This window comes from Phycisphaeraceae bacterium (assembly GCA_020639155.1).
In the GTDB taxonomy this organism is placed as follows: Bacteria; Planctomycetota; Phycisphaerae; order Phycisphaerales; family UBA1924; genus JACKHF01.
This window is the reverse complement of record JACKHF010000001.1, coordinates 242,189-268,555: the sequence shown is the minus strand read 5'-3', so window position 1 is coordinate 268,555 and position 26,367 is coordinate 242,189. Positions and strand designations below refer to the sequence as shown.

At 57.2% G+C, this 26,367-nt stretch carries 27 protein-coding genes; 9 read left to right on the top strand and 18 right to left on the bottom strand.

Annotated elements, in window-relative coordinates; translation table 11 throughout:
* Positions 1 to 3: 3 nt before the first annotated feature.
* From ispG to H6815_01155, 5 genes are all read right to left on the bottom strand, one after another.
* Positions 4 to 1,371 (bottom strand): flavodoxin-dependent (E)-4-hydroxy-3-methylbut-2-enyl-diphosphate synthase, encoded by a 1,368-nt coding sequence (gene ispG / locus H6815_01175; GenBank protein ID MCB9859038.1) that lies wholly within the window; start codon positions 1,369 to 1,371, stop codon positions 4 to 6.
* A gap of 61 nt (positions 1,372 to 1,432) precedes the next feature.
* A complete protein-coding gene (locus tag H6815_01170) occupies positions 1,433 to 4,477 on the bottom strand; it encodes a phosphoribosylformylglycinamidine synthase (protein ID MCB9859037.1) in 3,045 nt (1,014 codons plus the stop codon).
* Positions 4,478 to 4,552: 75 nt separating this feature from the next.
* Positions 4,553 to 5,257 (bottom strand): hypothetical protein, encoded by a 705-nt coding sequence (locus tag H6815_01165; protein ID MCB9859036.1) that lies wholly within the window; start codon positions 5,255 to 5,257, stop codon positions 4,553 to 4,555.
* Positions 5,254 to 5,973, bottom strand: coding sequence for an RNA polymerase sigma factor (locus tag H6815_01160; GenBank protein MCB9859035.1), 720 nt, complete (start codon positions 5,971 to 5,973; stop codon positions 5,254 to 5,256). Before H6815_01160 ends, H6815_01165 begins: the two co-directional genes overlap by 4 nt.
* Before the next feature lie 106 nt (positions 5,974 to 6,079).
* The gene (locus tag H6815_01155) at positions 6,080 to 6,778 is read right to left on the bottom strand and encodes a cobalamin B12-binding domain-containing protein (GenBank protein ID MCB9859034.1); all 699 of its coding nucleotides are present in this window, start codon (positions 6,776 to 6,778) and stop codon (positions 6,080 to 6,082) included.
* A 337-nt stretch (positions 6,779 to 7,115) separates the two neighbouring features.
* Here H6815_01155 and H6815_01150 point away from each other — a divergent pair, with 337 nt between their 5' ends.
* The 5 genes from H6815_01150 (at position 7,116) to H6815_01130 (ending at position 10,608) form a co-directional block, all read left to right on the top strand.
* Positions 7,116 to 7,520, top strand: coding sequence for an NADH-quinone oxidoreductase subunit A (locus tag H6815_01150; GenBank protein ID MCB9859033.1), 405 nt, complete (start codon positions 7,116 to 7,118; stop codon positions 7,518 to 7,520).
* A gap of 3 nt (positions 7,521 to 7,523) precedes the next feature.
* A complete protein-coding gene (locus H6815_01145; GenBank protein MCB9859032.1) occupies positions 7,524 to 8,009 on the top strand; it encodes a DUF2752 domain-containing protein in 486 nt (161 codons plus the stop codon).
* 86 nt (positions 8,010 to 8,095) lie between these two features.
* Positions 8,096 to 8,797, top strand: coding sequence for a hypothetical protein (locus H6815_01140; GenBank protein MCB9859031.1), 702 nt, complete (start codon positions 8,096 to 8,098; stop codon positions 8,795 to 8,797).
* A gap of 45 nt (positions 8,798 to 8,842) precedes the next feature.
* Positions 8,843 to 9,505, top strand: coding sequence for a hypothetical protein (locus H6815_01135; GenBank protein ID MCB9859030.1), 663 nt, complete (start codon positions 8,843 to 8,845; stop codon positions 9,503 to 9,505).
* On the top strand, positions 9,502 to 10,608 hold the full coding sequence (locus tag H6815_01130; GenBank protein ID MCB9859029.1) for a hypothetical protein: 1,107 nt from the start codon (positions 9,502 to 9,504) through the stop codon (positions 10,606 to 10,608). The genes H6815_01135 and H6815_01130 overlap by 4 nt, the downstream gene beginning before the upstream one ends.
* Before the next feature lie 3 nt (positions 10,609 to 10,611).
* Here H6815_01130 and pyrF read toward each other — a convergent pair whose 3' ends face one another.
* A complete protein-coding gene (gene pyrF / locus H6815_01125; protein MCB9859028.1) occupies positions 10,612 to 11,469 on the bottom strand; it encodes an orotidine-5'-phosphate decarboxylase in 858 nt (285 codons plus the stop codon).
* 232 nt (positions 11,470 to 11,701) lie between these two features.
* Here pyrF and recG point away from each other — a divergent pair, with 232 nt between their 5' ends.
* The gene (recG, locus tag H6815_01120; protein ID MCB9859027.1) at positions 11,702 to 14,065 is read left to right on the top strand and encodes an ATP-dependent DNA helicase RecG; all 2,364 of its coding nucleotides are present in this window, start codon (positions 11,702 to 11,704) and stop codon (positions 14,063 to 14,065) included.
* Between the two features lie 18 nt (positions 14,066 to 14,083).
* Here recG and H6815_01115 read toward each other — a convergent pair whose 3' ends face one another.
* The 5 genes from H6815_01115 to H6815_01095 form a co-directional block, all read right to left on the bottom strand.
* Positions 14,084 to 15,214 (bottom strand): hypothetical protein, encoded by a 1,131-nt coding sequence (locus H6815_01115; protein MCB9859026.1) that lies wholly within the window; start codon positions 15,212 to 15,214, stop codon positions 14,084 to 14,086.
* Positions 15,215 to 15,295: 81 nt separating this feature from the next.
* Entirely contained in the window at positions 15,296 to 15,559 is a 264-nt protein-coding gene (locus H6815_01110; GenBank protein ID MCB9859025.1) for a hypothetical protein, read from the bottom strand.
* 87 nt (positions 15,560 to 15,646) lie between these two features.
* Positions 15,647 to 15,823, bottom strand: a complete 177-nt coding sequence (locus H6815_01105; protein MCB9859024.1) for a DUF1328 domain-containing protein — start codon at positions 15,821 to 15,823, stop codon at positions 15,647 to 15,649.
* Between the two features lie 108 nt (positions 15,824 to 15,931).
* Positions 15,932 to 16,348: a VOC family protein gene (locus tag H6815_01100; GenBank protein MCB9859023.1), complete on the bottom strand. Its 417-nt coding sequence runs from the start codon at positions 16,346 to 16,348 to the stop codon at positions 15,932 to 15,934.
* A gap of 59 nt (positions 16,349 to 16,407) precedes the next feature.
* Entirely contained in the window at positions 16,408 to 17,280 is an 873-nt protein-coding gene (locus H6815_01095; protein ID MCB9859022.1) for an NERD domain-containing protein, read from the bottom strand.
* 227 nt (positions 17,281 to 17,507) lie between these two features.
* On the opposite strand from H6815_01095, the gene H6815_01090 reads away from it, so the two are divergent.
* The 3 genes from H6815_01090 to polX are packed head-to-tail and all read left to right on the top strand — an operon-like array spanning position 17,508 to position 20,198.
* The gene (locus H6815_01090; protein ID MCB9859021.1) at positions 17,508 to 18,065 is read left to right on the top strand and encodes a helix-turn-helix transcriptional regulator; all 558 of its coding nucleotides are present in this window, start codon (positions 17,508 to 17,510) and stop codon (positions 18,063 to 18,065) included.
* A complete protein-coding gene (locus H6815_01085; GenBank protein MCB9859020.1) occupies positions 17,980 to 18,348 on the top strand; it encodes a hypothetical protein in 369 nt (122 codons plus the stop codon). Before H6815_01090 ends, H6815_01085 begins: the two co-directional genes overlap by 86 nt.
* Before the next feature lie 35 nt (positions 18,349 to 18,383).
* Positions 18,384 to 20,198, top strand: a complete 1,815-nt coding sequence (polX, locus tag H6815_01080) for a DNA polymerase/3'-5' exonuclease PolX (GenBank protein ID MCB9859019.1) — start codon at positions 18,384 to 18,386, stop codon at positions 20,196 to 20,198.
* Positions 20,199 to 20,239: 41 nt separating this feature from the next.
* Here the strand turns inward: polX and H6815_01075 are convergent, their stop codons facing one another.
* The 7 genes from H6815_01075 to H6815_01045 all read right to left on the bottom strand — a co-directional run bounded on the left by H6815_01075 (position 20,240) and on the right by H6815_01045 (position 26,312).
* Positions 20,240 to 21,283 (bottom strand): class I mannose-6-phosphate isomerase, encoded by a 1,044-nt coding sequence (locus H6815_01075; protein ID MCB9859018.1) that lies wholly within the window; start codon positions 21,281 to 21,283, stop codon positions 20,240 to 20,242.
* Positions 21,284 to 21,287: 4 nt separating this feature from the next.
* A complete protein-coding gene (locus H6815_01070) occupies positions 21,288 to 21,851 on the bottom strand; it encodes a hypothetical protein (GenBank protein ID MCB9859017.1) in 564 nt (187 codons plus the stop codon).
* 28 nt (positions 21,852 to 21,879) lie between these two features.
* Complete coding sequence (locus tag H6815_01065; protein MCB9859016.1) at positions 21,880 to 22,050, bottom strand: histone H1; 171 nt, start codon at positions 22,048 to 22,050, stop codon at positions 21,880 to 21,882.
* Positions 22,051 to 22,221: 171 nt separating this feature from the next.
* A complete protein-coding gene (locus tag H6815_01060; GenBank protein MCB9859015.1) occupies positions 22,222 to 23,325 on the bottom strand; it encodes an aminoglycoside phosphotransferase family protein in 1,104 nt (367 codons plus the stop codon).
* 54 nt (positions 23,326 to 23,379) lie between these two features.
* Positions 23,380 to 24,249 (bottom strand): ribosomal RNA small subunit methyltransferase A, encoded by an 870-nt coding sequence (gene rsmA, locus H6815_01055; GenBank protein ID MCB9859014.1) that lies wholly within the window; start codon positions 24,247 to 24,249, stop codon positions 23,380 to 23,382.
* A gap of 15 nt (positions 24,250 to 24,264) precedes the next feature.
* Positions 24,265 to 25,719, bottom strand: coding sequence for a GGDEF domain-containing protein (locus H6815_01050; protein ID MCB9859013.1), 1,455 nt, complete (start codon positions 25,717 to 25,719; stop codon positions 24,265 to 24,267).
* A 20-nt stretch (positions 25,720 to 25,739) separates the two neighbouring features.
* A complete protein-coding gene (locus H6815_01045) occupies positions 25,740 to 26,312 on the bottom strand; it encodes a hypothetical protein (GenBank protein MCB9859012.1) in 573 nt (190 codons plus the stop codon).
* Between the last annotated feature and the right edge of the window lie 55 nt (positions 26,313 to 26,367).

Here is a 26,367-nt window from a genome sequence, read left to right as displayed (position 1 = left end):
GCTTTAGTTTGCTTTGTTGCCAATGGTGAGCGACACGGGTGAGCTTTGTGTGCGCTCGCGTGCGATCTTCTCCCAGCCGGAGCCGAGCTCGCCGATAGGGTCGGGTGGCACAATATCGACGACCTTCTCACCGAGCTTGACCTCGCCACGCTCGACGCGCGCCTGGAACGCTTTGCACTCGTCGAGCAATCGATCTAGGATTTCACTCTCTGGCACGTTCGCGACGCGCTCGCCCTGCACGTAGATGATCCCGCGACGATCGCCAGCGAACACCGCGACATCCGCGCCCTCGGCTTCGCCCGGTCCGTTCACAACACATCCCATCACCGCGACCTTGATGGGCAGGTAGATGTCGGACGCGAGTTTGTTGTTCACTTCCTGCACGAGCGTGAACAGATCGACCTGGATGCGCCCGCACGTCGGGCACGCGATGAGCTCTGCGCCCTTGCGCTCGCGCAGTCCGAGACAGTACAGCATCTCCAGCGCGTCCTGCACCTCGTAGACCGGATCGCTCGCGTAGCTGATGCGAACGGTGTCGCCGATCCCGTTTGTGAGCAGCGATCCGAGCGCAACGACGGAACGGATGCAACCAGTCTCCTTGGGGCCTGCGTGCGTGACGCCGAGATGCAGCGGATGATCGAAGCGCTTGCTGATCTCCGTGTACGCGTCGATGGTGATCGCAGCATCCATGCTCTTGGCGCTGATGCAGATGTCGTAAAAATCCCGCTCGTAGAAAATGTCGAGATACTCCTCGAGCTTTGCGATCATGATCGCGAGCAGATACCCGTGCTTACGGTCGGAGAAGAACGCGCCGAGTTCCTTTGCGCGCTTCTGTTTGTCCTTGCGCTCGATGATGGAGCCTTCGTTGACACCGACGCGGATCGGGATGCTTCGTTCCTTGCACGCGTCGATCACCGCTTGCACCTGCGCACGGTCGGAGATGTTGCCGGGATTGAGTCTGATCTTGTGGACACCCGCTTCGATTGCTTCGAGCGCTCGCTTGAAGTGGAAGTGGACATCCGCGACGATCGGGACCTGTGTCTGGTTGATGATCTCGCGCAGCGCCTCGGTGTCCTTGCGTTCGGGCACCGCAACGCGGACGATCTCTGCGCCCGCGGTGGTCAGCTTGTTGATCTCAGCCACGCACTTGTCGATGTCGTGCGTGTACCCCGCGGTCATGGTCTGTACAGACACCGGCGCACGGATGAACTCGGATGCCAAGTTTGCCGGCGCGATTGCAGGCAATGGCGCAGACGGGAGCTGCTGGACCGCACCGTCTGTGTGTGCTGTATCAAGACCGCCACCGATCTGGATAACGCCGACGCGCTCGTCACCGACGTAGATGGGTCTAGTTGGTCGTGGTGTCTGCATGCAGGTGTCCGGTGATGATCCATGTGGTGCTGGGGTGGTACGAATGGGCGTGCAGAAATGTTCAGACGAGCTGCGGGTCGGCCTGCGACCAGTTGAGGGGCGAACGCCAGATGGACGCGAGTTCCTCGACGTTCTCGTCGACGCTCTGCTGACTCCAGACGAGCGAGCCGGAGCTGTTCAATGTGCCGAGCACATGCAACTCGTCCGCGAGTGATCTGCAAGCGTCGAGATGTTCGGGCTCGATCTCCATCACATATAGTCCCGGCGTCTCCGCGAACGCGAGCGCGAAGGGATCGATGCTGGCAACGTCGCACGCCATCTCAAATCCGATCGGCGCGTGCTTCGTCGAGCCGGCGATCAGCATCTCTGTAATCGCGCACAGCAAACCTCCATCGGACACGTCGTGGCACGATCGCACGAGCCCCTTCGCGATCATGTCCGCGACAGCATGGGCCCGTGCGGGAAGTTTCTGAAGATCAACTGCTGGCATAGAAACATCGGCACACACACCGCCAAGCACAGTTTGCGCGTGCGAGCCGCCCATCGCGGTCGCTGGCGTGCCGACCAGCACGAGCACATTTCCCGCGAGCTTCGCATCCATCGTGATCGACTTCGCGATCGAGGGCACGATACCGAGCCCCGTGATCAGCAGCGTCGGCGGGATGCGGATCGTTCTGCCGTCGTCGGTCGTGAACTGGTTGTTGAGCGAGTCCTTGCCCGACACGAACGGCGTGCGATACGCCTTTGCCGCGTCGTAACACCCCTCGCACGCGCGCACCAGCCAGCCCATTGATTCCGCGTCGTTGCAGCTCGGCCAGCAGAAGTTGTCGAGGATCGCGATACGCGACGGATCAGCACCAACGCACACAAGATTGCGCACGCACTCGTCGATCCCTGCGAGGGCCATCAGATACGGATCGCCCCCGCGCGACGGATCACCCATGCCGATCTGAAGGCCGCATCCGATCGCGATCCCGCGATCTGTACTTTCAGTGCGTTCGGGAACCGGATTCACGATGCTCGCATCGCCCGGCCCGCGCAGGGCAGGGCCAACAAGTGGGCGCGTTGTGACGTTCCCCTGCACCTCGTGGTCGTACTGGCGGATGATCCAGTGCTTTGACGCGATGTTCGGATGCGACAGCAGCGACTGTAGTGCATCGCCGAACGCGGGAATCTGTGTTGCTCTATGAATAAGTGGCGCCTTCGCATTCCATACTGCGTCGCGCGTCGGCATAGGAATGCCGTCGTGCAATAGCGACATCGCGAGCCTGCCGACCTCGGTGCCCCGGTAACTGAGTACGAGTTCCTTGTGTTCGTTGCCGAACGTGCCCAGCACCGCGAGCTCGACCTGCTCCTCGTCGCAGATTGCCTGCAGCGCGTCGAGTTTTTCCTTCGGTACAGCCAGCACCATGCGCTCCTGCGCTTCGCTGATCCAGATCTCGGTATAGCTGAGCCCTGCGTACTTCAGTGGCGCGTTTTCGAGTTGCACGTTCGCGCCGAGTTTTTCGCCCATCTCGCCAACTGCCGAGCTGAACCCGCCAGCGCCACAATCGGTGATCGCGCTGAAAAGTGGTGCATCGTGCTCATCGCGTGCACGCATGATCGCGTCGAGCACGCGTTTTTCCTCGATGGCGTTCCCAATTTGCACCGCGTGACCGAACTCGTCGGCGTGCGTGTCTGTGAGTTCCGCGGAACTGAATGTTGCGCCGTGGATCCCGTCGCGTCCTGTGCGCCCGCCGAGCGCAACGATAAGATCACCAGGCTGTGCTTCGCCCTCGGTCAGATCGCAGGGCATGATGCCGATCGAGCCGCAGAACACGAGCGGGTTTGCGACAAAGCGTTCGTCGAAGTACACCGCGCCGTTGACGGTGGGGATGCCCATGCGATTCCCATAGTCGCGCACACCAGCGACAATCTGTTCGAGTGTCCGCTTTGGCGCAATACACCCTGCGGGAACAGAAGTGTCGTTGGGAAATGAGACGCAGAACACATCGGTGCTGGCGATCGGCTTTGCGCTCAGGCCTGTGCCGATGACGTCGCGGATGCACCCGCCTATCCCGGTCGCTGCGCCGCCGTAGGGCTCGATTGCCGACGGATGGTTGTGCGTCTCGACCTTGATGCACACCGCGTTCTCGTCGTCGAACGCAACGATGCCCGCGTTGTCCTTGAACACGGAGAGTGCCCAATCGACACCATCATCCATCAGTTCGAATGTTGCAGTTGCGATCGTGGACTTGAGCAGGTTCTCGATAGTGACCGAGCCGTCCGCGTTGATTGTGTGCCCGGGTCGGTTCTTCAGGCGTGATGTGTCGGTTGGCTCGCCATCTCGAGACTCGCGATACGAGACGGTGCTCTTGAGTGTTTTGTGGACACAGTGTTCCGACCACGTCTGCGCGAGTGTTTCAAGCTCAATATCGGTCGGCTCGCGACCAGCGTCCTGATAGTACGACCGGATCCGCTGCATCTCGGTCAGACTCAGAAACAGATGCGCATCGCGACTCAGTTTGGTCAGTTGCTCATCGGAAAGATCACGGATCGCAACATGACGAAGCTGGAACGAGTGCTCGTGCCCCGACGGCAGGGTCTCGGGATGGAACGGCGAGGTGTGGATTGCGTGGATGACGGTGTTCGCGAGTGTCTGCTCTGCAAGCAATGTAGCGTCGGACTCGGTCAGCCCGTGCATGTCGTATCGCATGCCCGTGGACACATGTGCGCGAATGCCGGTGAGTGAGAAGACCGCATCCTGCACCGACTGCGCTGCTGGGTCCATCACACCGGGAAGCGGATGGACTTCAATACAGACTTCCCCTGACTTCGGCTCGGTTGCACCAATTGTCGCTCGCTCAAAGACGGGATCAACAAGCAGCTCGTTGACAATGAGATCAAGCTGCGCTTTGCTGAGATCACCCTGAATCAAATACAACTTGGCGGTGCTGACGTCAGAAAGCCCGATCCTGCGTCTTTTCGCCTGACGCAGCAAAGCAGCACCTCGCGTGTCGTCGCGACTGGGGAGCGTCCTGACCTCAACGCGATACATACGCCCGCTGATCGGAACGATGGATGATTCCGCGGTGTCCGCGGCACTGATTGTGGTGTGATTACCCATGGCTGGTGAATGATAACCAGAGCGGGCAGATCGCCAAGCAGAGCAACTTCCTGAGGGTATTTCACGTCGAAACTGTCAGTTTTCCGCGTAGATCACAGCGCCCGCTGCAGGGGGGGGAGGAGGGGCGGGCTGGTGATACGACAGCCACAAGTCCACGATCTCCGTTTGCTGAGCGGCAGGCAGAGGAGCGATTTCTGTGAGCAGGTTTGGCATAGATAGGTTGGCGTAGGTACCAACAAACCGTGACGAGGTCATCATGGTTGAAGCCAGCCCATCCTTCTTTGGATCGTTCAGATTCAGCGGAGGCAGGCTGTTCATGATGCCATCGGCAGTCAGGCGCGGGCGTGAGAGGGCTGGTGCAAGATTCTGCGTAGGCACAACATCTGACTCGGATGTTGCTGAGCGATCGGCTGGTGTACGTGAAGCAAAGGTGTACTCGCTATTGGATGGAATCTCGTAGACCGCACCGAGTTGCACGTATGCTGTGAACGCGAGACAGGCAGCGAGCAAACCACCAACTATCCCAACTCGGCGTGGCGTCACAGTGATCAACCGACGATTGGGTTGAGGAAAGAGCAAGGGACGCGTTTTTTCAAGGTTGTCGAGGATAGTGTCAGTCAGGTCTGGTGCGTTGCGTGCAAGCACTTGGCCGTCATCATGCAGAACAAGATCAACAGAGTCTGAGCGCGATGATACGCGAATTAGATTCCAATCGGATTCCGAAGTGCGGGCCGTCGAGCGTGCGCGTTTGTGTAGTCTGTGTCTGATGGAGAGTCTCATGACGCGCCCCCCATCTGGATGCCCAGTGAACCGAAGGATCCGGAGGTAGATCTGCCACCAGTCACGCTTCGAACACGCGCCTTTGCCTTTGTGATGCTGAGTGACTCCACAAGTTCGCTGTGTGGTGTCGAGGTCAACCCCAGTCCCGGTGAGTACTGCAACCCCGCTGCAAGCATGGCTTTGTGCAGGCGTCGACGGGCTCGATGAAGCTGGCTTTTGACTGTGCCTTCCGGAATATCCAGCGCCTTTGCGATCAGACTGATCGACCATTGCTGCTGGTGATAGAGCAGCACAACCTCTCGCTGCGCAACGGGAAGTGAAAGAATGGCTTTGCCAAGCGCTTCGCGTGCGCACAAAGCAGTATTCTCACGCTCAGCATTGGTATACGGATCTGCTTCCGAGTTGCACGAAGCTGCATCCATCGATATTGACAGCGTTCTTCTCCGCGTCTTCTTGCTCAGGTCTGACATCCACACGTTTCGTGCTATTGAGAACAACCACGTCGAGAACCTGTATTTCGGATCAAAGGTGTGCAGGTTGGTCAGTGCCCGTATAAACGCATCCTGTACAATGTCTTCAGCCAGTTCGTGCTGGCCTGTCAGCCGGTAGAGATAGACATAAAGTGATCGCTGGTGTGCGCGGACAAGCGCTCCCGCTGCTTTGCGGTCGCCAGCCAATGCCTGGGCGATGATGAGTTGTTCTTCTGCCCGTTTCACACAGATCTCCTGCACCAATATACATGCGAGCAGGTTCCGGGTTGCAGGTTGTTTCAAAAAAGAAAAACTCCGTCAGGAATGACGGAGTTTTTTAGTCCAATAATATTTATGCTGCTTTTCGAACGGTTCTTCGCGGAGCCCGATCGCTTCGGTCGGCTTGTGGCACACCCATGCACAGGAGTTCCACCAACTCAATCGGGTCCTCGGCCATGCCATCGGCTCCGATCTCCTCAGCGAGTCCCTCAGCGCGGTTGTACACACCGCCCCCAACCACGATTCGCAGATTCGGGCACGCGCCGATCTCATGGATTGTGTCGATTAACTCCCGTGTATGAGGGAGGTCGCCTGGTGCGGATGCGAATAGGACCAGCAGATCAGGCTTTGTTGATTGCACTTGGGCCAGTATCTCGTCAATCGCGATACCGCTTCCAGCGAATCGGATGGTAAATCCTGCAGCTTCCATCATATCGACTGCCATCTGGGCGCCGAGTTCGTCCGCATCTTCGGGGCCGCAGAAGGCGAGTACCTGCTGGCCATTCGGATCACAGCGGAGGAAGTTGGCAGATGCCTGATCGACCATGACTCGCAGCAGCCGAGTTGCGGCATGATGCTGAAGCTTGGTTATCTGGTCAAGCCGGAAGAGTGATTCAATCCTCTGGTATACCGGCCAGAAGAGGGAAGGAACGAGGTCCTGTGGCTCGCGCACATTTGCGAGCGACTGGGCCAGAAATCGACGGGCCTGGGCCCGATCGCCATCCAGCAGTGCCTCAAAGAACTGTTCTGACGTCGCGTTTATACCGTCCATGCTCACGTTGCCCGCTCCGATATGACACAGGTGCGGCGGCAAGCGCGGTTCCACCGGGCTGACGCAAAGATGTGGAAAGTGCTCCTGTCCTCAGGAGCTGGGCACCCCCGATGCCCGCCAACCTATCGAACGATTCCCTCGTGATTTCTGCGTGAGATAAAGACTTTCTCATTGGGGACCACCAATCCCGATCCTCGGCGGCCCATAAGCACAAGAGAACAGTGGTAACTTGCGCGTTGAGATCGAGATATAGACCAGAGAAGACTGGCACGTCTCTCCTGCGTGTCGGTCGTGGATGATCTGCAATGTGCTGTCATGTGCGCTATGATCGCTGCTTATGACACCAACGCTCACACTCGGTGCGGATATCGGCGGCTACCTGCCTGTCATGGTTGTGATCATGATGGTGGTTGGCTTTGCTGTTGTGAATGTTGTGGCATCGCTCGTGATCGGACCGCGCAGAATCGGCGGTGTAACGAAGGGGCAGACATACGAGTCCGGCATGGTGACTGTCGGAACCGCTCGCAAGCGCTTTAACGTCCGGTTTTATCTCATCGCGATGGTCTTTCTTGTCATTGATGTCGAGATTGTGTTTCTGTACCCCCTTGCGGCGACGTTCATGAACCTTGAACCCGGTGCGCCGGAGCGAGATCTCTGGCTCGGCAGAATTCTTTTCTTCCTCTTTACAACCATTGTCGCCTACCTGTATGGATACAGGAAGGGCGTGTTCCGTTTCGATTGAGTCATGTCACATGACACCTCCAGCGTTGTTCCTGCGCCGCGCACGCTTCTGCGCTCGGCGGACGCGATGCGCGCAATGGAACGGACCAATCGACGAGTGCTGGGAGCAATATTTGCAGTTGTGTTCGCAGCAGTGTTGGGTGTTGCTGTATGGTTATCACCTGATCCAGCAGGGCATGGCACGCATACGCAACTCGGCTTTGCGCCCTGCGCGTGGATGGAAAACTACAACACACCATGCCCAACCTGTGGGATGACCACAGCGTTCTCGCACGCTGCCCATCTTCATCCTGTGAGAGCGTTTTTGACACAGCCAGCAGGCTTTGTGCTGGCTGTGTTTACGGCGACAGCCTTCTGGGCCTCGGCGCTGACGGCTATCTTTGGATGGAATCTCCCCATGGTCTTTCCGTGGTTTTTCCGCCTTCGGATGGTTGTGGTAGGGCTGGTGCTGATTGGGCTCGGCTGGGTCTATACCCTTCTGACGTGGTGATGAGTCGCCGTTGGCACACTCTCCTGTGCCGATCGTCGAACCACTGACCGGTCCTGGCCGGATAGATATGCCCCGGAGGTCCTTTTATGCGTCAACGTATACATCAACGTCTTCTCAAGCACAGCGGTGTGGTATGTGCTGCTTTTGCATGCCTTGCGTGTACATCGCTTCTAACGGGGTGCGAGCTTATCGCGATCGCGTTGATTGCGAAGCGGGATCTACCCAAACATGTCGATGCGTCCTATCGAGGACTCGATAATGCGCAGGGGTTTGCGGTGATGGTCTCTGCTGATCGCTCGATTCAAGCGACAAATCCCGGCGCGGTGATGGAGATTGCTGCTCGCACAGCTGAGAACCTGCGTGACTTCTACGCGAAACAGCCAGATCCAGTGCCGGGGTGGGTACCTCCCGTCGATGTGCTGAGCTATCAGTACGACAATCCACGCTGGTATCTCAGACCGCGAGGCGAGGTTGCTGCTGATCTTGGCGTTGATCGATTGATCGTGATCTCACTGGAAGAGTACCGGCTGACAGATCCGGGCAACACAATCGAATGGAACGGTGTTGTATCGGGCCGTGTCACTGTGTACGAGGAGGATTCGCTCGGCATGGATGATGTGGCATTCGAGCATCCGGTCACGGTGCGGTTCCCCGACAAGACCGGATACGACGAGAACTCATACCAGGCAAACCAGATCGCATCCGTGCTTGTGTCAAAGTTTGCCAAACAATCGGCTGAGTTGTTCTACGATCACATGACAGAGGGCCGCATCTCGTCAGCAAACTGAGTTTTTCAGAAGCATTTACGAGGCGCGTTCGTATTGGAGTGGTTCATGCATTACACTCGGTTCCTTGGTGGTTTCATTGCGGCGATCTGTCTCCTGTGTTGTGCGGGTTGCAACTGGGTTGGCGCTGGTTACCTGCTTATTCATGGCGGTCCGAAGAACCCTCGCGTCTACGAGCTTGACAAGAAACGCACGACTGTGCTGGTCATCGAGGATCCACGTGGCTCGATTCCACGTCGCACGCTGCGATACGAGATAGCAGAACGCGCGGTTGCCGACATGCTGGATCAAGGGCTTGTAGAGAACATGATCAGCGCTCGATCCGCACTGGATGCAGTGGCTGCAGAAGATCCGTCTTCGCGCAAGACCATTGCAGAACTTGGGCAGGCACTTGGCGCAGATGTTGTAGTCTGGGTTGGCGTGGAGTCATTCTCATTATCGCCTGACGGGCAGACGTTCCAGCCAAGTTCATCTGTGCGGATGCGCGTCATTGATGTGACGGAAGACGCAGTGCTATACCCATCTGATGACATGAAGGGGTATCCGCTGGTTGTTGCGCCGCCTCCAAACACCGGCGACATCCCGACGACACGCTCCGCAATGAATCAGGCTGAACGCGAACTGGCTGTGCTGACAGGTCGTGCAATTGCTGAGCTGTTCTACGAGAAGGAGCGTTCTCGCGCAGCTCGTTCGGGTAAGTCGAGCGAATGACAGGCCGGGACCCACTGACGATTGTGCATGTGCTCGATCCTGTTTCATTGCAGGACCGGGCTATGCTGCGTCAGCGTCGAGTGCCGGGTGTTCCATGCACCGATGCTGCGGCGATGTGCTGCGTGTCAGCTGTTCGAGAGATGCAGCAGGTCGATGCCGGATTGCAGCATGAGTATGTTGTTGTTGGTTCTGCGCGCGAGGAGCAACTGCTCGCACGATGTGGTATCAATACATCCAATAGGATCAACCGTTCTGCAGCAGCACGCTCACTCCGCAGGTACCTGCGTGACAGATTCGACTCGTCAGATTCGTGTATTGTCTGCTGCTGGAGTTCAACGTCGTTGTACGCACTCGCGAGTGAACTGCCCGACGTACGCGTGATTGGTATTGTGCTCGATGATCCCGGTCTTACTTCTGGCTCACCAATGGTGTATCTCGATCCACCGTTTGTTGATGTGCCGGATGCATTACCATCGTGTTCGTATCTGATCCCGTCGCCTCAGCATCGCGACACATTCAGATCGCAATGGCGTCAGGACAATGAGGTGCCTGACAATGCCTGTGTGCTCGCGTTGCTCGGTTCGCACGCGCACACTGAGCCTCCATTCCAGTTCGCGATGCTGCTGGGCAGGCTTGCTGCGTGCGGTGTCGATGTTATTGGTGCTGCGCGATGCGCTTCTGAGCCGGTTGCCAGGTTTCGCCAGTTTGAACGCGCAACCAACGCGGCGTGCATCATAATCAATGAACCGGAACGCACAGTTATCGATCAACTTCTTTGTGCTGATATTGCTGTGTCGTTTCGTACCGCTGGTACTGTGCCCGTTGCGCATGAGGTGTCCATAGCACTTGCAATGGGCGTACCCATTGTGATCGGCTCTGGTGTTGTGTCCGAAACTATGCTGCCCGACGTGCATAAAAAGCAGGCTGTGGCGCTCGCCAACGATCCATCTGCGATGGCACGGCCACTACTGAAACTGCTCGACGACATGGCGTTATGTCAGCCGTTGATCGATGCTGGTGTGATACACGATCCAACGCGCGACGAACGGTTTGCACGATCCGTGCTCGAACTCGTGCATGCAGCTTCACCGATGCGGGTGTGATATTTATCGATAGAGCGAACGAAGCTCTTCTGCGAAGTGTTGTGCACGGGTAGCAACGCCATCCTGCCACGACTCGGATTCCGGTTCTTTCGGATACAGCACACTTCTGCTGGCGTTGACAATCACGCCGGGATTGCCGGAGAGCCTGACCAATGCGCGGATATCGTCGATGGTGCCTCCCTGTGCGCCGTATCCGGGCACGAGGAACATGGTGTCGGGCATGTGTTTGCGTAGGTCTGCGCCCTCGCTCGACTTTGTTGCGCCGACGACTGCGCCGACATCGCTGATGCCCGATGTACCCATGTGCGATGCGCCGAGCGTGCTTACCTGATCAGCCATCATTTGCGCGACCGTGCGATTATCGTTGAGTGTACTGCACTGCACCGCATCACTCCCGGGGTTGCTCGTACGCACCAGCACGAACACGCCGAGTCCTGCATCAAGGTACGGCTCGATCGTCTCCATACCAAGATACCCGTTGACGGTGATGGAGTGTGCGCCGATCTCTTGCGCCCACGCAGCGTAATGCGCTGCGGAGATACCAATGTCGCCACGCTTTGCATCGAGGATGATGTGCAGGTTGTGCTTGTTTGCATGATCGCACACACGTTCGAGTGCCCGCATGCCCAATGAGCCGTAGCGTTCGAAGCACGCGCTCTGCGGTTTGACAACGCCAACGTGCTGCATGGCAGCATCGATCACACCGATACAGAACTGTTCGATTGCGTCGACGGGTGAGAGTTGCTTGAGTTCATTGGGGAGACGATCAAGGACGGGGTCGAGCCCGACGCATGCGGGCGAACGCACACGATCGATGGAGAGAACGAGATGGTCCATTGCGCCGATGACAGTCTCTGGCATGTCTGATCCTAGCCATTACCGTCGAAAAGCAAAGCACCAGCCGATCCCATTTGTGTCGTTCGTGCATATTGTCACATCGCATGGCAGCTATCCAGCCCGCACACATCGACCTGAAGAAGGATCGCGGTCTCACGATTGAGTGGGCTAACGGCACAACGTCGTACTACACGATCGCCTATCTGCGCGCCATGTCTCCCTCTGCGGATATGAAGGAGCTTCGCAGGTCCATGGAATCCAATCCGCTGACCGTGCTCCCAACGGGCGCTCGCGGCGCAGCTACGGGCGATGTTGTTGCGGTCGATGCAGAACTTGTCGGGAACTACGCGATGCGCATCACGTTCTCAGACGGTCACGCGTCGGGCATCTACTCGTGGTCGTATCTGCGCTCGATCGATCCTCGTGCAAACTCGGAAGATCAGATCGAGAAGGACACTATCCAGCGCGAACTCGACGAGCACGCGCAATGACACACGCGCATCCCATTCAGTTGACGACGCAGGTTGCGGATATTCCGGGTGTGAACGATCGCACCGCGGGATTGCTGCGCGAGCTCGGATTGACCAACGTTGGCAAGCTCATTGCGCATCTGCCGATGCGTCACGAACGCTACGAGACAGCACCAGCTATCAGCGGGATCGAGCCTGAATCCGTCGTGAGTGTGCAGGGAACAATCGACGCGACGCGCATGGTCCGTGCCGGTCGCAAGCCAAGGTTCGAGGCGGTGATGACAGACGAGTCCGGCAGGCTCGATCTTGTGTGGTTCAATGCGTCGTATCTTGCGAAGAAGATTCATCCGGGACACCAGTTGCGCGTGCAGGGAAAAGCGAAAGCGCGTGCGGGCAGCATCCAAATGGTGAATCCCAGATTCTGGATCATCGAACAGGACGGCTCCGAACACGTGGACACGAACACAGAAACAGATGCTGCGGATCAGCCGGAACTTCGCCCGGTTTATTCCGCGTCTGAGCGCATCAAGAGCGCCCAGATCGCTCGGGTGATCGAGACAGTTCTCGATGATGCACTCGCGCAGATTGACGATCATCTGCCGGAAGTCTGGCGCGACGAGCGAGGACTCGTTCCGCTTGCGACCGCGTACCGGATGATGCACAAGCCTGCAAGCGAGGACGAGGTGGGGATGGCTCGGCGCAGGCTTGCCTACGACGAGCTCTTCATGCTGCAGGTCGGCGTGCAGATCAAACGCAGATATCTGCGCACGACGCTGGTCGCGCCGGAACTCGCGTGGTCGGACGAGATCGATCGTCGCATCCGCGCGCGTCTGCCGTTCGATCTGACAACGCACCAGAACGCGGCACTGCGTGATGTTGTCGCAGACCTGACAACGACCGTGCCCGCGAACAGGCTCGTGCAGGGCGATGTTGGCTCGGGTAAAACCGTCGTTGCGCTCTACGCGATGCTGATGGCGGTTGCATCGGGTCATCAGGCTGCTCTCATGGCACCAACGTCCATTCTTGCGGAGCAGCACCTGTCATCAATATCGAGCATCCTGACGTCGTCCGATGTGCGAGTGGAACTGCTCACGGGTGCTGTCTCGACAGCAGAGCGAGAATCGATTCTATTGCGGCTTGTCAACGGCGAGATCGACATCCTCATCGGCACGCATGCGCTCCTGACAGAGGACGTGCGTTTCAAGTCACTCGCACTCGCGGTGATCGACGAGCAGCATCGTTTCGGTGTCGAGCAGCGCGCCAGCCTGCGCACGGGCTCCACCGTCGATACAGACACGTCGCACAAGTCAACGCCGCATGTGCTTGTGATGACTGCCACACCGATCCCTCGCACACTGACGATCAGCCTGCTCGGCGATCTTGATGTCAGCACGATTGAGGGACTCCCCCCCGGCAGAAAACCCGTAGAAACCAGGGTCTTTCCGTCGACGCAGCGCGAGCGTGTCTATGAAAAGGTGCGCGAGCGCATCGATGCGGGCGAACTTGTGTATGTCGTCGCGCCGACGATCGACTCGACCGACGATATGGGCGGTGTGCGCGACATCGCGAAATGGCTTGAGAACGGGCCGCTCCACGATGTACGCGTTGCAGTCATGCACGGGCAACTCAAGCAGGCAACGCGCGATGCGGTCATGGAACGGTTCCGTCAGGGCGAGATCAAGTGTCTTGTTGCGACGACCGTGATCGAGGTTGGTGTCGATGTTCCCCAAGCGTGCGTCATGGTGATCGAGTACGGCGAGCGCTTTGGATTGTCGCAGCTCCATCAGCTTCGCGGGCGCGTCGGTCGCGGAAGCGCCGCGAGCGCGTGCTGGCTGATCGCAGATCCAACAACGCCCGAAGCGCATCTGCGTCTTGACGCGATCCGCACGATTTCCGACGGGTTTGCGCTCGCAGAGAAGGACTTTGAGATCCGCGGCCCGGGCGAGATGTTTGGTACGCGCCAGTCCGGCAAGCTCCCATTTCGGGTTGCTGATCTAGCAAAGGACCACGAACTTCTGCGTCAGGCGCGCCGGGATGCGATCATCTGGGTTGAGCATTCTCCAGCACTCGATAAACCGGGGGATGCGCTGCTCGTACGCAGACTGGGAAAGATGTGGGGCGACACGCTGGGACTAGTGGATGTCGGGTGAACTTGCAGGGCGAAGCGTTTATGGGCACCCAGCTACGTACGCATTTCCATAGCAGATGTAGTCAAACACATCCAGTTTGCAATCTTCATTGCAGTCAGCAGTGACAAGCTCGTTCACGTACGCATTGCCGAAGCAGATGTAATCAAAGATATTCAATGATCCGCTGCCATCGCAATCGGCGTAGCATGGTTCCGGCGGTTGTGTGCCTTGCATGACGCGATATACAACAAAGCGGCTTGCGACATACATCACGTCGCCGGATTGTGAAAACAGCATGTCGCCGTTGTAATCGGGGAATCCTGCGAAGCAGAACCCGGTCCCAAACAGTGTGACGTTGCCGGTATCGTCCATCTGGTAGATGTTGTCGGTGGCAAAGTCGCTGATGTAGACCAAACTGCCAAAAGCGCCTCCAGGCGCCTGAGACAACGAGACGGGATCGAAAAGCGGTGTTGAGCCTGCGGGCGTAAGGTTGTTTGTGGTTCCGCCCGGCGCGATCGTCCAGACCTTACCGTCGAGTTGAGTATAGTTTGCAGCATCCAGCATGAGCAGCGTTGCTGCGCCAAACGTGCCGCCGGATGCAAAGGTGATCCCTGTTGGAGTGGTTGCGTTCGACACAGTCAATGTGCTCATCGATCCAGCGGTTGTCATGCGAAACACTCGTCCCGGATCGCCACCCGACTCTGCGCTGTGGCTGACGTAGATATCAAATCCATATCCCGCGCCGACACTCGGACCCATGAGAAGGTCGGTCAATCCGTTTGATGCTATGTTGATGGTCGCGATTGTCGTGACGAGCCCGATTGCTGCGATACGTTTGACGTTGCCGGTCTGATTCTCGCAGATGAGCAGATCGCCACCGAGTTGCCCGCTTGTGTCGAACGCGATCCCTGTCGGTATCATGAGTGGATCGGTGGTAGTAAAAGGCGTCACATTGCCTGCGCTGTCGATCGTGATGATGCCATCACCGGACGTTGCGTAGATGTCACTGCTGAATCCATTTGCACTGGATCCCCACACCATATCGCGAACGGTGACATTCGCGAACGGGTCGATACGAAACCCCGCAGGAACTTCCGGGCCAGCGATTGCTGGGACACAGCAGAGCGGCACGACACAACAGTACAGTAACGGTGCTCGACGGTTCATCATAACGCGATCTCCTCTTTCTCCAGCAACAGATATTTTCTCTGCACGCAACATACAGGGTTGTCAAGAATCTGTCAAGTCGGATTATTTTCGATTGAACAGGTACCGGACCGCGCTCGTGATCCCAGCGTACTTGAACGACGGATCGACATAGTTTGTGATAACGTAGAACGCGAAGTAATACGCCCGGCAGAACGCCCAGATGCAGACAGCAAGCACGATCAGTCGTTCCCACCACACGTCTGTAATGTTAAGCACAACAAGGCTGCCCGCGAGCACACCAAGGAACACAAAGAGCACACCCTTGAAGATGATCAGTCGGGTTGATCGAATGTCGCCAAGATTCATGCTGGAAAGACTGTACGGATTCCCTGCGAAACGAGTTCCCAAAGTCTATCCGACGTCAAGTATTCGACATATCCGATGAAATCGTGCTCAGGGAATTGGCGGCTTGCCCTTCATCACACGGGTAACCATGCTCAGCACAAACAGCACAATGAACACAACGAAGATGATCCACGCGATCTTCGCGGATATCCCCGCAACACCTGTTGCGCCAACGAGCCCAGCGATGATTGCAATAACAAGAAACGTGACTGCCCAGCCCAGCATGAGAAACCTCCTTTGCGTGCTGTACAACCATGTGCGCGATCGCAAGGTCGCGACCATCGCACGATTGTATGCCCATGCTGAGTTGGGTGAAAAAGACGAAAAAGAACGCTACTTCGTCGAAAACACGCGCGACATGTCCGCGAACCCTTTTACCTCAATCGGGTTCCCGGATGGATCAGCAAAGAAAATGGTCCACTGCTCGCCATTTTCGCCCGGGAAGCGCACGGTCGGCTCTAAGATAAACTTCACACCCGCGTGCTGGAGGTTCTGCGCAACCTCGTCAAACCGGTTCTTTGGAAGCACAACACCAAGATGCGGCATTGGCACCATGTGATCACCGACCTTTCCGGTGTTCGCAGTGGGGAACGGCTCGCCCTTGTGAAGTGAGAGTTGGTGCCCGAAGAAGTCGATGTCGAACCACGTCTCCGCCGATCGCCCGGGTTTGCACCCGAGCACGTCGCAGTAGAACGCGCGAGCCTCGTCAAGGTCACGGACATGGAACGCGAGATGGAACGGTGTGAGCATTTTGTATTGTCTCAGATGAGAGTAATGAGCGAAAGTGTATCACATTGAAGAGGTTTGGTTCAGTTGCTATTGGCATGGATGTGATCAGTGAGCGCGGCTGCGATGCGCTTGATCTCAGACGGATCAAGTGCTGTGTCCCTATTGGCGGCGATCCGAGTTTCTGTTGTAATCCATGCGAAGACGCGCGAGGGGTTGAGCACCCATGCGCCTTCATTGGCACCTTTGGGGTTTATTGTTTCTTCAACCCACCAGTCAGGAAACACGACAACAGGCCTCGGCTCTAGATGCATGTCGGTGCGGTGTTTGATGATTCGCCCAAGTTCCTTTGCGATCTGCTTGGCTTGCGAGCGTGGATCAGGTTCTTGTGGGAATCCTGCAACCAGCAGCCTTCCATTAGCATCTGCAGTGATCTTGGCAGGCATCGCTTTGTCTTTCGGCTTCGATCGCATCTTGGTCTCGAACGCAAAGACACCAGCGGGTCCGATTGCAATGTGGTCGATGTTAGCTACAACGGATGACCGTTCCATCAGTCCAGAGATACCCTTACTGGTGATTCCCGTACTTGACACGATTGGGATGTCATGCATGATGATATAGTCGTGCTTACGCAGATCTTCGAGCATTGCTCCGACGGTGATCTCGCCTTCCATACCAATGAGGATGTTCCTGAGTGATCGAAAGCTCGCCTTGCCGAAGAAGATACCGTACAACAGGATGCATAGGCTGCCTCCTGTCATCCACATGAGATCTCTGAGCCCAAAGCTGTAACCTAGCACAATCTTGCCCCACCCCCAAAGTGAAGCCCAGACCATTGCGCCAGTGAATCCGATGAGAAAGCTCCACCATGCGAAAATGGCTTCGGACTCGTCCCGTAGATGTTGTCCCGGCTGACGAACAGTTGTGCGAGAGCGGTGCTTGGTTGTTCGTGGCATGGAACGCAGTATACAGATGTTGTGGGGTGTGGGATATGCCTACAGAGTGATCCTGCAGCCTGATTCCTTAACTTCTGAATCTCCCCCTGCAACTCTGTGCCAACTCCATTGCATTCTGCCACAAACTCGTGCCGGCACACGAAAATGAGTGTGGAAAACTCCGTATTCGGGGTCCTGCAGGGTTGACAATGCCCGTACAGGGCACGATTTCGTGGTACCATGTTCGCGTGGATACGACGCAACTCCATGAACGACTCATCGCAGCTGCTGGCGGCAGGACGTACCGTCATCTGTCGGAGCTGACCGGGACAAACTCCGAGACCGTCCGCAGATACATGAACGGGCAGTCGCCAAGCGCAGAGTTCCTGCAGGCGCTGTGCGTCTCGCTGGGCATATCCGGCACGTGGCTGCTGACGGGATCGGGCCCGATGCGTTCGGAGGACCTCAAGGGCGACGCGCTCCGCATGGCCGACCCGTCCGATCTGCTCGGCGCGATGGCTGCGACTGTCGAGGGCATGCTCGATCGTGTGTCCCGACTGGAAACGTATGTGCAAACGCTTGAAACGCGCGTGCGCGCAAGCAAAGCCGCTGCTGGCAACGGTTCGGTAGCGAGTCTTGAAGCAATGGATCCATCCCGGAACGCGGGCGTGAATCATTCCGCTACGATAAAGGAACTCTCAACAGGCACGGAGCAGACGCATGCTGAAGCTGCCCAAAGGGCAAAGCACATCGCACGATCCATCAAAGGCACTCAGTCAGGGCGATCACGTCCGTCTGCTGATTGAGCTGCTTCAGCCGGCGGGGCCCGACCTTGCCCGGCGATGGCTCGCTGCGCTCATGCTCGTGCCGCGCGAGGAACGCGAAGCACTGGTCGAGGAGATCGAAGCGAAGATCGCCGAGGTCTATGCAGGCGATACCAACGTGCATCGTGACGAGGTAGAGGTCCACGTTACAGGCCTTGCTGTGCAGAAGGATGGGTACGTCGAGCAGGTAACGCGGACCTATGCCAGGAAAGAAGGCACCGTGGGCAAGGCGAAGAAAGTGGATCGGTCGCGCGGGGTCGGCTGATTCGGTTTGGCACTTCGCTGCGAATACCATCACGCATGGCTGAGAAAACGTCTGTTGGTGCGCATCTCACAAACAAGGATATCGCAGAAACCTTCGAGCATCTGGCGAAGCTGATGACATTGATCGGCGTGGACAAGTTCCGCGTCGCTGCAACGGATCGCGCTGCACGCTCGATCGAGCAGACGCACACACCCGTTGCATCGCTCATCGACAAACGCGACTCACTGCTCACGATTGAAGGCATCGGCGCAAAGACCGCCGACAAGATCATCGAGCTCGTGACAACGGGAAAGATCGAGGAACTCGACGAGCTCAAGGGGCAGGTGCCCGATGGCGTTGTTGCGCTCATGGACATCCCCGGGCTTGGTCCCAAGACCGTCAGCGCGTTGTGGAAGGACCTCAAAGTCGAGAGCATCGATGATCTGAAGACATCGATCGAGTCCGGCTCGATCATGAACCTGCCCCGGATGGGGAAGAAGACCGTCGACAATATCAAGGACGCGATCGAGCACATGCAGGCAGCCGGTCACAGGCTCCCGATCGGGTTGGCGATGCCGATCGCAGAGCGCGTGATGGACGAACTGCGAAAAGTAAAGGGTGTCGAGCAGATCACGTGCGCGGGCTCACTCCGCCGCGGCGCAGAGACCATCGGCGACATCGACATCCTCGTTGCCACGAAGAACCCCGAGCCTGTCCACGAGGCATTCACAACCATGGACGGCGTGATCAAGGTGCTTGCGTCGGGTGAGACAAAGTCATCCGTGCGCCTCGACGGCGAGGTGAACAAGTACCTGGGCTTGTCAACGCAGATGCAGGTTGATCTGCGAACGCTCGCGCCCGAGCATTGGGGTGCAGCACTGATGTACTTCACGGGCTCGAAGAACCACAACATCCGTTTGCGCGAGATCGCACAGCGACACAGCATGAAGCTCAACGACTACGGACTCTACAAGGACGACGAGAACGACACGCCGCCGCAACAGCGAGGTGTCAAACCTGTTGCATCAAAGACCGAGGATGAGGTCTACAAGGCGCTCGGCGTCCCGTGGATTCCGCCCGAGCTCCGTGAAGATCTCGGCGAGACGAAGTGGACGAAGCAAACAGACGTGCCGGACCTGATCGAACTCGACGACATCAAGACAGAACTGCACGCGCACACGACGTGGTCCGATGGCTCTATGTCGATGGAGGAGCTTGTCACGCTCTATCTGGATCGCGGGTTCCACACGATCGCGGTGACGGATCATTCAAAGTCGCAGGTGCAGGCGAATGGATTGAACGCGGAACGACTCGTCGAACAACGCAAGGAGATTGAGACGAACCGAAAACACTTCGGGAAGAAGATCACGATCCTGCACGGGTCGGAGGTTGACATTCTGACGAAGGGTGAGCTCGATTTTCCTGATGATGTGTTGCAGGAACTCGACATCGTTGTCGCATCGCCTCACGCTGCGCTGACGCAGAAGCCGAACGTTGCGACAAAGCGCCTGATCAAAGCGATCGAGCATCCGCTCGTGCACATCATCGGACATCCGACGGGCAGGCTCGTCGGCAAACGCAAAGGGCTTGAGCCCGCGATGAATGAGATCATCGCAGCTGCAGTCGAGAACAACGTTGCGCTTGAGATCAACGCGCACTGGCGCAGGCTCGATCTGCGCGATATCCACGTGCGCATGGCAGTGGAAGCTGGGGCACTCATTGCGATTGACTGCGACACACACATTCCCAAGCACGCAGACAACCTGCGCTATGGCATCTTCACAGCGCGACGCGGCGGATTGTCCGCCAAGAACTGCATCAACACGTGGCCAGCAAAGAAGCTCCACGCGTGGCTCAAATCAAAGCGATAAATAAGTACCAGCCTTGAAGATACCACTGGTATTGTGCTGTGTTAGCCAATCACTGTCGTCACAAGGCAGACACAATCATCGCTCATCCCTGTGATAACACAGTCACGGCTTGCACTTGCGGGCACAACAGTTGTTGAGCCTGTTACAAGATGCAGTGGTTCTGTTGAGCGATCAGTACCGGTGACAACACTCGACCCACGAAGCTGCATAATGACGACCGGCCGAATGCCGGACGCATGCGCATTGGGAGCGCCGGTGCACGAGTAATTCCGTTCAAGCCGCATCTCCTCGACAATGAAGAACTCTGTCTGCACGAGCGTCTTACGCAACCCATTATCGGAGAGCGGACTATCCCATTGTGTGGCGACGGGTGCCAGGTCGAAATCGATGCATTGCATCGCCTGGGCTATGTGGAGTTCGCGGCCGGTTCTGCCCCAGTCGAACACACGGAACGTTGTATCCGATGGTGTCTGGACCTCTGCAACCACCACACCCGCACCGAGTGCGTGGACGGTGCCGCTGGGCAGGTTGTGCATGTGTCCGACAATCGCGGGCTCCGCGTGCATCAGATCAACAACGGTCCCGTCGGTGATCGCTTTCTCGAACTGCACACTGTCCACACCAGGCTTAACACCCTTGTAGATCACACTCCCCGGCGCAGCGTCGAGGATGTACCAGCACTCTGTTTTGAGATGGGCTTCTTCGTGTGACTCGGCGTAGGTTGGGCTTGGATGTACCTGCACAGATAAGTTTTCAGCGGCATCCAGAAACTTCACCAGAAGTGGGAACTGGGGGTGCTTTGGTTGTGCAGCATCGCCAAGTATGGCGTTCGGATCGAGTCCGATCAGATCTCGCAGCGTCTTTGCGTTTGGTATCTCGGGAGATGCGATGCGCGAATGGGCTGCGCCTCCACCGGCGCCCGATGTGCTCGTGGAATCAAGATCTGCAAGCTCCCACGACTCACCAACCTTCGCGCCGGGTTTGACGTTTTTTCCAAATCGCGTAAGCCGATCACCACCCCAGACCTTGTCAATCAGGAGGGGGTCGAGCAGGATCGGTTGTGCAAACGGCACGTTTGGCGGCATGCTCTTACTGCCCGGGGAACGGATCGGGGAGCTTGAGCCCGCTGACGCGTGTCTCAAATGCAATCCTGTTATTGACAACGCCCTGCACATCGGAGCAGAACCGACGCATGCTGAAACTGACCTCTTTTAGAAGCAAGAAAAGTGTGTCGCCTGGGACCACTGCACTTCTGAACGTGGTGTTCTCGATCTTGAGAAAAGCGGCGAGCTTCGGTTCATCAAATCGCGCGTTATAGCAATATCCCGCAAGCTGTGCGGAGGCTTCAACCATCAGTACGCCTGGAAATAGGGGTTTGCCGGGGAAGTGCCCCGGCACCCAGAACTCGTTTTCACCGACGTTACGAACACCGATAGCTTGCGTGAGATCATCGCTTTTCCACACGATACCGTCAAGCTGGGCCATGTCGCCACGCTGAGGATTGAACTGCTCAAGGTCGCTGCGACCAAGCAGGCGCTTTGACAGATCAATCCCTGTGAGATTAAACAGGAACTGCTTTCCTGCTTCATCTGCATCACCAAGGAGATAGCCAGTCACCTGATCCTGGCATGGGATGTCCTGTGCGTGTGTCATAGTGTGAAATGACGGCGAGGTTTGTGCCTCAGCTCCCACGGGCTTCGAGCATGTCAGCGCGGATTTCCTGTGCGAGTGCCTTGATGTCCTGCATGGCCTTGCGGACGCGTGTGCCAGCCGCTTTGTTGCCACCCATGCCCTTTTCAAAGTCCTCGCGGCAGTCGTCAATCATCTGCTTCATCTTGGCCAACTTATCCATTTTTGTCGTTCCCCATTTCTCATCTGTGGTTGCGTGTGTTGTGTGGTCGAGCCACGAGCCTGTCTACCGGGTTCTGGTAGAGCCAGAGGATAGCGTCTTTATATGCTGTTTGCATACCGATGTGAATCGTAAAAATGCAGTTGATTATCGGTCTAATATCAGTTCAATGATCTAAGAATCGCTCGTGACGACCGGTAATAGTGTTGAAAGTACGCGGCAGGCTTCCGCAAGATACTCGGGATGCCCGGTTTGATGCAGGAAAGCAGGGCTGGTCGCAGACATCAGCACCCGCCGGATGTTTGCCAGTAACTGCCACGAACCTTCAAGCGGTAAACCGAGTCGTTCGCGATGGGCTGCCAGCGATCTGACAGGCTTTACACCAAACAGAGCTCCGTGCGTGCCCCAGCGCTGGCGATCGAGATACACCGCATCCTCGATCCAGCAACCGGCATGCACCATCGCAAGGTCGATCAGCACACAGCACTCATCATGTGGGTTGTCTGGGTCCAGCGATCGGACAAACGCGTTTCCAGGATGCAGGTCGCCATGGCACCATGTATCAATCGGACGATCATGCCAGATTGAAACCAAGCGCGGCAAGTGCTTTTCAAGATTATCGAGCAAGCGCATCCATGTATCTTCTTCAGGTACTGTTCCTGCTTCAATCTGATCGCGCGAGCGCTGGACAAGCTTCTGCCAGTCAGGCTCGTCTGGTGGATCTGTGAGTTGATGTTCCTTGACAGCACTCGCGTGGAAACGTGCTGCAGTATACAGCAACTGGTCGACGTGCGGCTTTGTGATGTGATGTGAGAGCGGACGATCGTTGAATCGCTCCATCACCAGCCATGCAAGATCGTGTCCATCCAGATTATCACCAGAGGCAAGCACTCGTGGTGTAGGTTTTTCGAGTGTTTCCCGCGTATCCCATGCTTCAGCCGAAGGGTGATTGAGGCGGGCGGTCCAGAACTTTTCACGATGACCAACTGGGAGCTTGATCATGACATCAACAACGCGGTCGTCGTCGAGTTGCCATTTGCCGTATCCGGTTGTGGCGCCGGATGTTTGCCAGGTTGTTTTAAACCACTCGATCTTGTGCAGCCTGCCGTGACACGCATCCTCAAGCACTGTTCTCAGCTTCGAGCCGAGTTCGCCGGTATCGTGGATATTCGGTGTGTCTTCGGCGAGCGGGCGATGCAGCGGGTCCGTGCCCAAAGGTTCGGGCCAGTTTCCCGATGCGTGTGAGAGGTAGTGGTCTTCAGTTCCTTCTGTGGCCACACCTGAGCATATCCGAAGTCCGCAGGAAATGTGTGTGATTTGTAAAGATCGACATCATGATGTGGATGAACAGTCGGATACAAGCAGCGCAAGTTCGGTTATCTGCTCTGGCGATAGGTTCTCAGCTCTTGCGGTTGATTGGGCAATAGAAGCAAAGTTGATACCCCCATATCCCATGGCTTTGAGCGCACCAGCGAGTTGCTTGCGCCTGCGGGCGAACAGGTCGCGACAGAAGATTGCCAGGAATGAGGGGTCTATCGATGGAGATTCCGGCTTCCTCCTGATCGCAACCATCGCACTGGTGACATCTGGAGCTGGCCAGAAACATGAAGGCGGCAGTGTTGCAAACCGTTCCACGGTGCAACATGTTTGTGCAACGATCCCAAGCGTGCCATATTCCTTTGTGTTTGGTTGGGCGAGCAGACGATCGGCGACCTCGTTCTGGATAGTGACAAACATCCCATCGCATTTCGGATGCTGAGTGATGAGCGCCAGCAGCACGGGCGTGGAGACTGCGTAGGGCAGATTTGCTACGAGTCTGTACGTTTGTGTCCCGTGCGCGCGCATGGCATCATCAAGAGCCTGGATGATCTCAGGCGCGATGCTGCTCTTGGATGCGAGGCAATCACCCTCGATGAGTGCGAATGTGTCGGGCCAGTTGGTGATCGTGCCACGGAGCAGTCTACACATGCCGTGATCGATCTCGGAGGCAATAACGGTTGCGCCATGATCGAGCATGGTTTCTGTCAGCGTGCCCGTGCCGGGACCGATCTCAAGCACGACCTTGCACGACGTGCCGACACCAGCCGCATCCACGAGCAGCGAGAGTTTGTTGTGGTCAATGAGAAAGTTCTGCCCGAACCGCTTTGTGGGGCTCAGGTCGTAGGCGTTCAGTGTGTCGCGAATCTGCGAGAGTGTCTGCACACGCAAAGGTAGGCACTAGCGTGATGCCTGCGCCGGGCCGAAGGTGATGGTGTCCTTGCCGGAACGCTTTGAGTCGAGCGCGCGGGCATCGGCTATCTGCAGCACCTTCCACGGGTCGGTGCCGTCAGTCGGGATCGATGCGAGCCCACCCGAGATGGTGAGCGAACGGGGCGCGTTGAGTTTCAGGCTGGGGAACTGTTTCTCGGCGATGGCTGTCTGCAGTCGATCGACAAGCGTGCGCACGTTGTCCATGCCCTGCGATGCGCTGATGTCTCGCGGTCCCTCGGGGTCATAGAAAACGACGACAAACTCGTCGCCACCGATCCTGCAAACGCGATCACTCGGGCGGATGACCGAGCGGAGAAGCTGCACCGTCTGGCACAGGATGTCGTCACCAGCCTTGTGCCCGAATCGATCGTTGAATGACTTGAAGTTGTCGATATCGAACACGAGGATGGCGATCTGCCTGTCGTGGTGTGAGCCCTCCTTGATGATGCGGGGGAGTTCTCGTTCGAAGAATCGGCGGTTGAACGCACCGGTCAACGGATCAACAAACGAATCGTGACGCATCTGCTCAACACTCTGCTCCATCGCCAGCCACGAGCCAAGCCAACCGGCGTGCTGTTGAACAGATGCAGCATCCGCCTTGGGCGATGCAACAAGTGAGCCGACGATTGCACCTGCGACGCTCACCGATGCGCCTCGTGCGTTCTTCTGCGATGATGCGTTGTAGATGACTGCCCCAGTGCCGAGACGATGCTCTATCAGCTTCAGTGCGGGTTTCAGGATGGATTGTCCGCGCATGAGTGCTTGTACCATTATCTCGTCGCCGGTGCTCGATACGATTGTGTCGACTGATGTTGCTGGTGAGCCAGCTGTATCGGCAGAGCCCGAGAGAAACGCGAGCAGCGCGTGCGAAACACGCGACTGGTCTGCGCCTGGCTTGGGTTCTGCGTGCATGCCGGCAGCATCATCCACATGCAACACTGTTTCGGATGCGGCTTGTTTCTGTTCTGGTCTGTCGGCGTGGATCGCGAACATCATGCCTTCGAGTGAATCGACGAGGCTGTCAATACCGACTGGTGTTGCGATGGTAGATGCGACAGACGCACTTACAGCACACGCGATGTGTGCCATTGGCGCAACCTGGGACACAGCGTGCGCAAACTGGCGCGCCCGCGCGCTACGTGTTGTGATGTGCGTTGTTGAATCGTCAATGTCAAACACGCAGTCGTCAGCAAGCAGCACGACAGTGAACGAGCTGTCGCTGTGCGCATCGAGTTCGGGCGAGAATGTGAGCTCGCCGATAGCATCGACGCACGACCGAGCCCGGACAAGCATCAGCTTCCGCGAGAAACGCAAAGTGTTCTCGATCGCGAGTGACTGCCCCGACGCAGGACCAACGAGCAGCACGCGCAGCATGGGATCGCGCGAGTCTGTGTCTGGCTGATGTGTCGAGGTCTGTGTCATTGGAATCAACTGTTCGTATCCTACACGATTCTGTTCATCACGCGGGTTCGGTTTGTATGTGTCTGCTCGAAAACTGCGTCAAGGAGCGAGCTTTGCTGCGAATCCGGACGTATCTGTGTGTGTATCCCAGCGATCGGCTTGGGCTCGATCGTGCTCTGGGTGGTACGCCCGGGGATGGCGATGTGTTTGGTGGTGCTGGCGTGTGATGTGATTGGACGGATAGATAATCCGGGATTCAGTTCTACTCTTTTCACAGCAACCCGACTGGTGAACTTTGCGAGTTGCTCAGCGAGTCTTGCGCCAGCGGATTCCAGCGAGCGATCCGTGACGAGGATCGCGACCGAGCCGTCTTCGTTGTTGTTGTCCATCGCTCGGGCGAGCGAAAGAGCCTGTGCAGTGACAGCAAGCACATCCGTTCCTGCGCCAGCGAACGAGCCCGCTGCCGAGAGAATCGTCATGAGCGCCTGTGGCGGCTCTGCGCCGATGTGCCAGACGATCGCGCGCGAGAAACTCACGCCATGCTTGTGCGTGCAATAGCTCCGCTGCGGCGATGAATAGGCGGATGTCTGATGTCGTGGGCTGCTTCCCTGCATTGTGGTCGTCCTGTACTAGCACACCGCGATCGTGCATCTGACACCGATCGCAATG

Bases quoted from the DNA above. Each gene is read 5' to 3' on its own strand.
- H6815_01070 (MCB9859017.1), bottom strand. From the start codon at position 21,851: ATGACACACGCACAGGACATCCCATGCCAGGATCAGGTGACTGGCTAT.
- H6815_01085 (MCB9859020.1), top strand. From the start codon at position 17,980: ATGCTGAAGCTGCCCAAAGGGCAAAGCACATCGCACGATCCATCAAAG.
- H6815_01130 (MCB9859029.1), top strand. From the start codon at position 9,502: ATGACAGGCCGGGACCCACTGACGATTGTGCATGTGCTCGATCCTGTT.
- H6815_01135 (MCB9859030.1), top strand. From the start codon at position 8,843: ATGCATTACACTCGGTTCCTTGGTGGTTTCATTGCGGCGATCTGTCTC.
- H6815_01095 (MCB9859022.1), bottom strand. From the start codon at position 17,280: ATGCCACGAACAACCAAGCACCGCTCTCGCACAACTGTTCGTCAGCCG.
- H6815_01165 (MCB9859036.1), bottom strand. From the start codon at position 5,257: ATGAGACTCTCCATCAGACACAGACTACACAAACGCGCACGCTCGACG.
- H6815_01140 (MCB9859031.1), top strand. From the start codon at position 8,096: ATGCGTCAACGTATACATCAACGTCTTCTCAAGCACAGCGGTGTGGTA.
- H6815_01065 (MCB9859016.1), bottom strand. From the start codon at position 22,050: ATGGATAAGTTGGCCAAGATGAAGCAGATGATTGACGACTGCCGCGAG.
- H6815_01110 (MCB9859025.1), bottom strand. From the start codon at position 15,559: ATGAATCTTGGCGACATTCGATCAACCCGACTGATCATCTTCAAGGGT.
- pyrF (MCB9859028.1), bottom strand. From the start codon at position 11,469: ATGCCAGAGACTGTCATCGGCGCAATGGACCATCTCGTTCTCTCCATC.
- polX (MCB9859019.1), top strand. From the start codon at position 18,384: ATGGCTGAGAAAACGTCTGTTGGTGCGCATCTCACAAACAAGGATATC.
- H6815_01100 (MCB9859023.1), bottom strand. From the start codon at position 16,348: ATGCTCACACCGTTCCATCTCGCGTTCCATGTCCGTGACCTTGACGAG.
- ispG (MCB9859038.1), bottom strand. From the start codon at position 1,371: ATGCAGACACCACGACCAACTAGACCCATCTACGTCGGTGACGAGCGC.
- H6815_01145 (MCB9859032.1), top strand. From the start codon at position 7,524: ATGTCACATGACACCTCCAGCGTTGTTCCTGCGCCGCGCACGCTTCTG.
- H6815_01105 (MCB9859024.1), bottom strand. From the start codon at position 15,823: ATGCTGGGCTGGGCAGTCACGTTTCTTGTTATTGCAATCATCGCTGGG.
- H6815_01075 (MCB9859018.1), bottom strand. From the start codon at position 21,283: ATGCCGCCAAACGTGCCGTTTGCACAACCGATCCTGCTCGACCCCCTC.
- H6815_01170 (MCB9859037.1), bottom strand. From the start codon at position 4,477: ATGGGTAATCACACCACAATCAGTGCCGCGGACACCGCGGAATCATCC.
- H6815_01050 (MCB9859013.1), bottom strand. From the start codon at position 25,719: ATGACACAGACCTCGACACATCAGCCAGACACAGACTCGCGCGATCCC.
- H6815_01115 (MCB9859026.1), bottom strand. From the start codon at position 15,214: ATGATGAACCGTCGAGCACCGTTACTGTACTGTTGTGTCGTGCCGCTC.
- H6815_01045 (MCB9859012.1), bottom strand. From the start codon at position 26,312: ATGCAGGGAAGCAGCCCACGACATCAGACATCCGCCTATTCATCGCCG.
- H6815_01150 (MCB9859033.1), top strand. From the start codon at position 7,116: ATGACACCAACGCTCACACTCGGTGCGGATATCGGCGGCTACCTGCCT.
- H6815_01155 (MCB9859034.1), bottom strand. From the start codon at position 6,778: ATGGACGGTATAAACGCGACGTCAGAACAGTTCTTTGAGGCACTGCTG.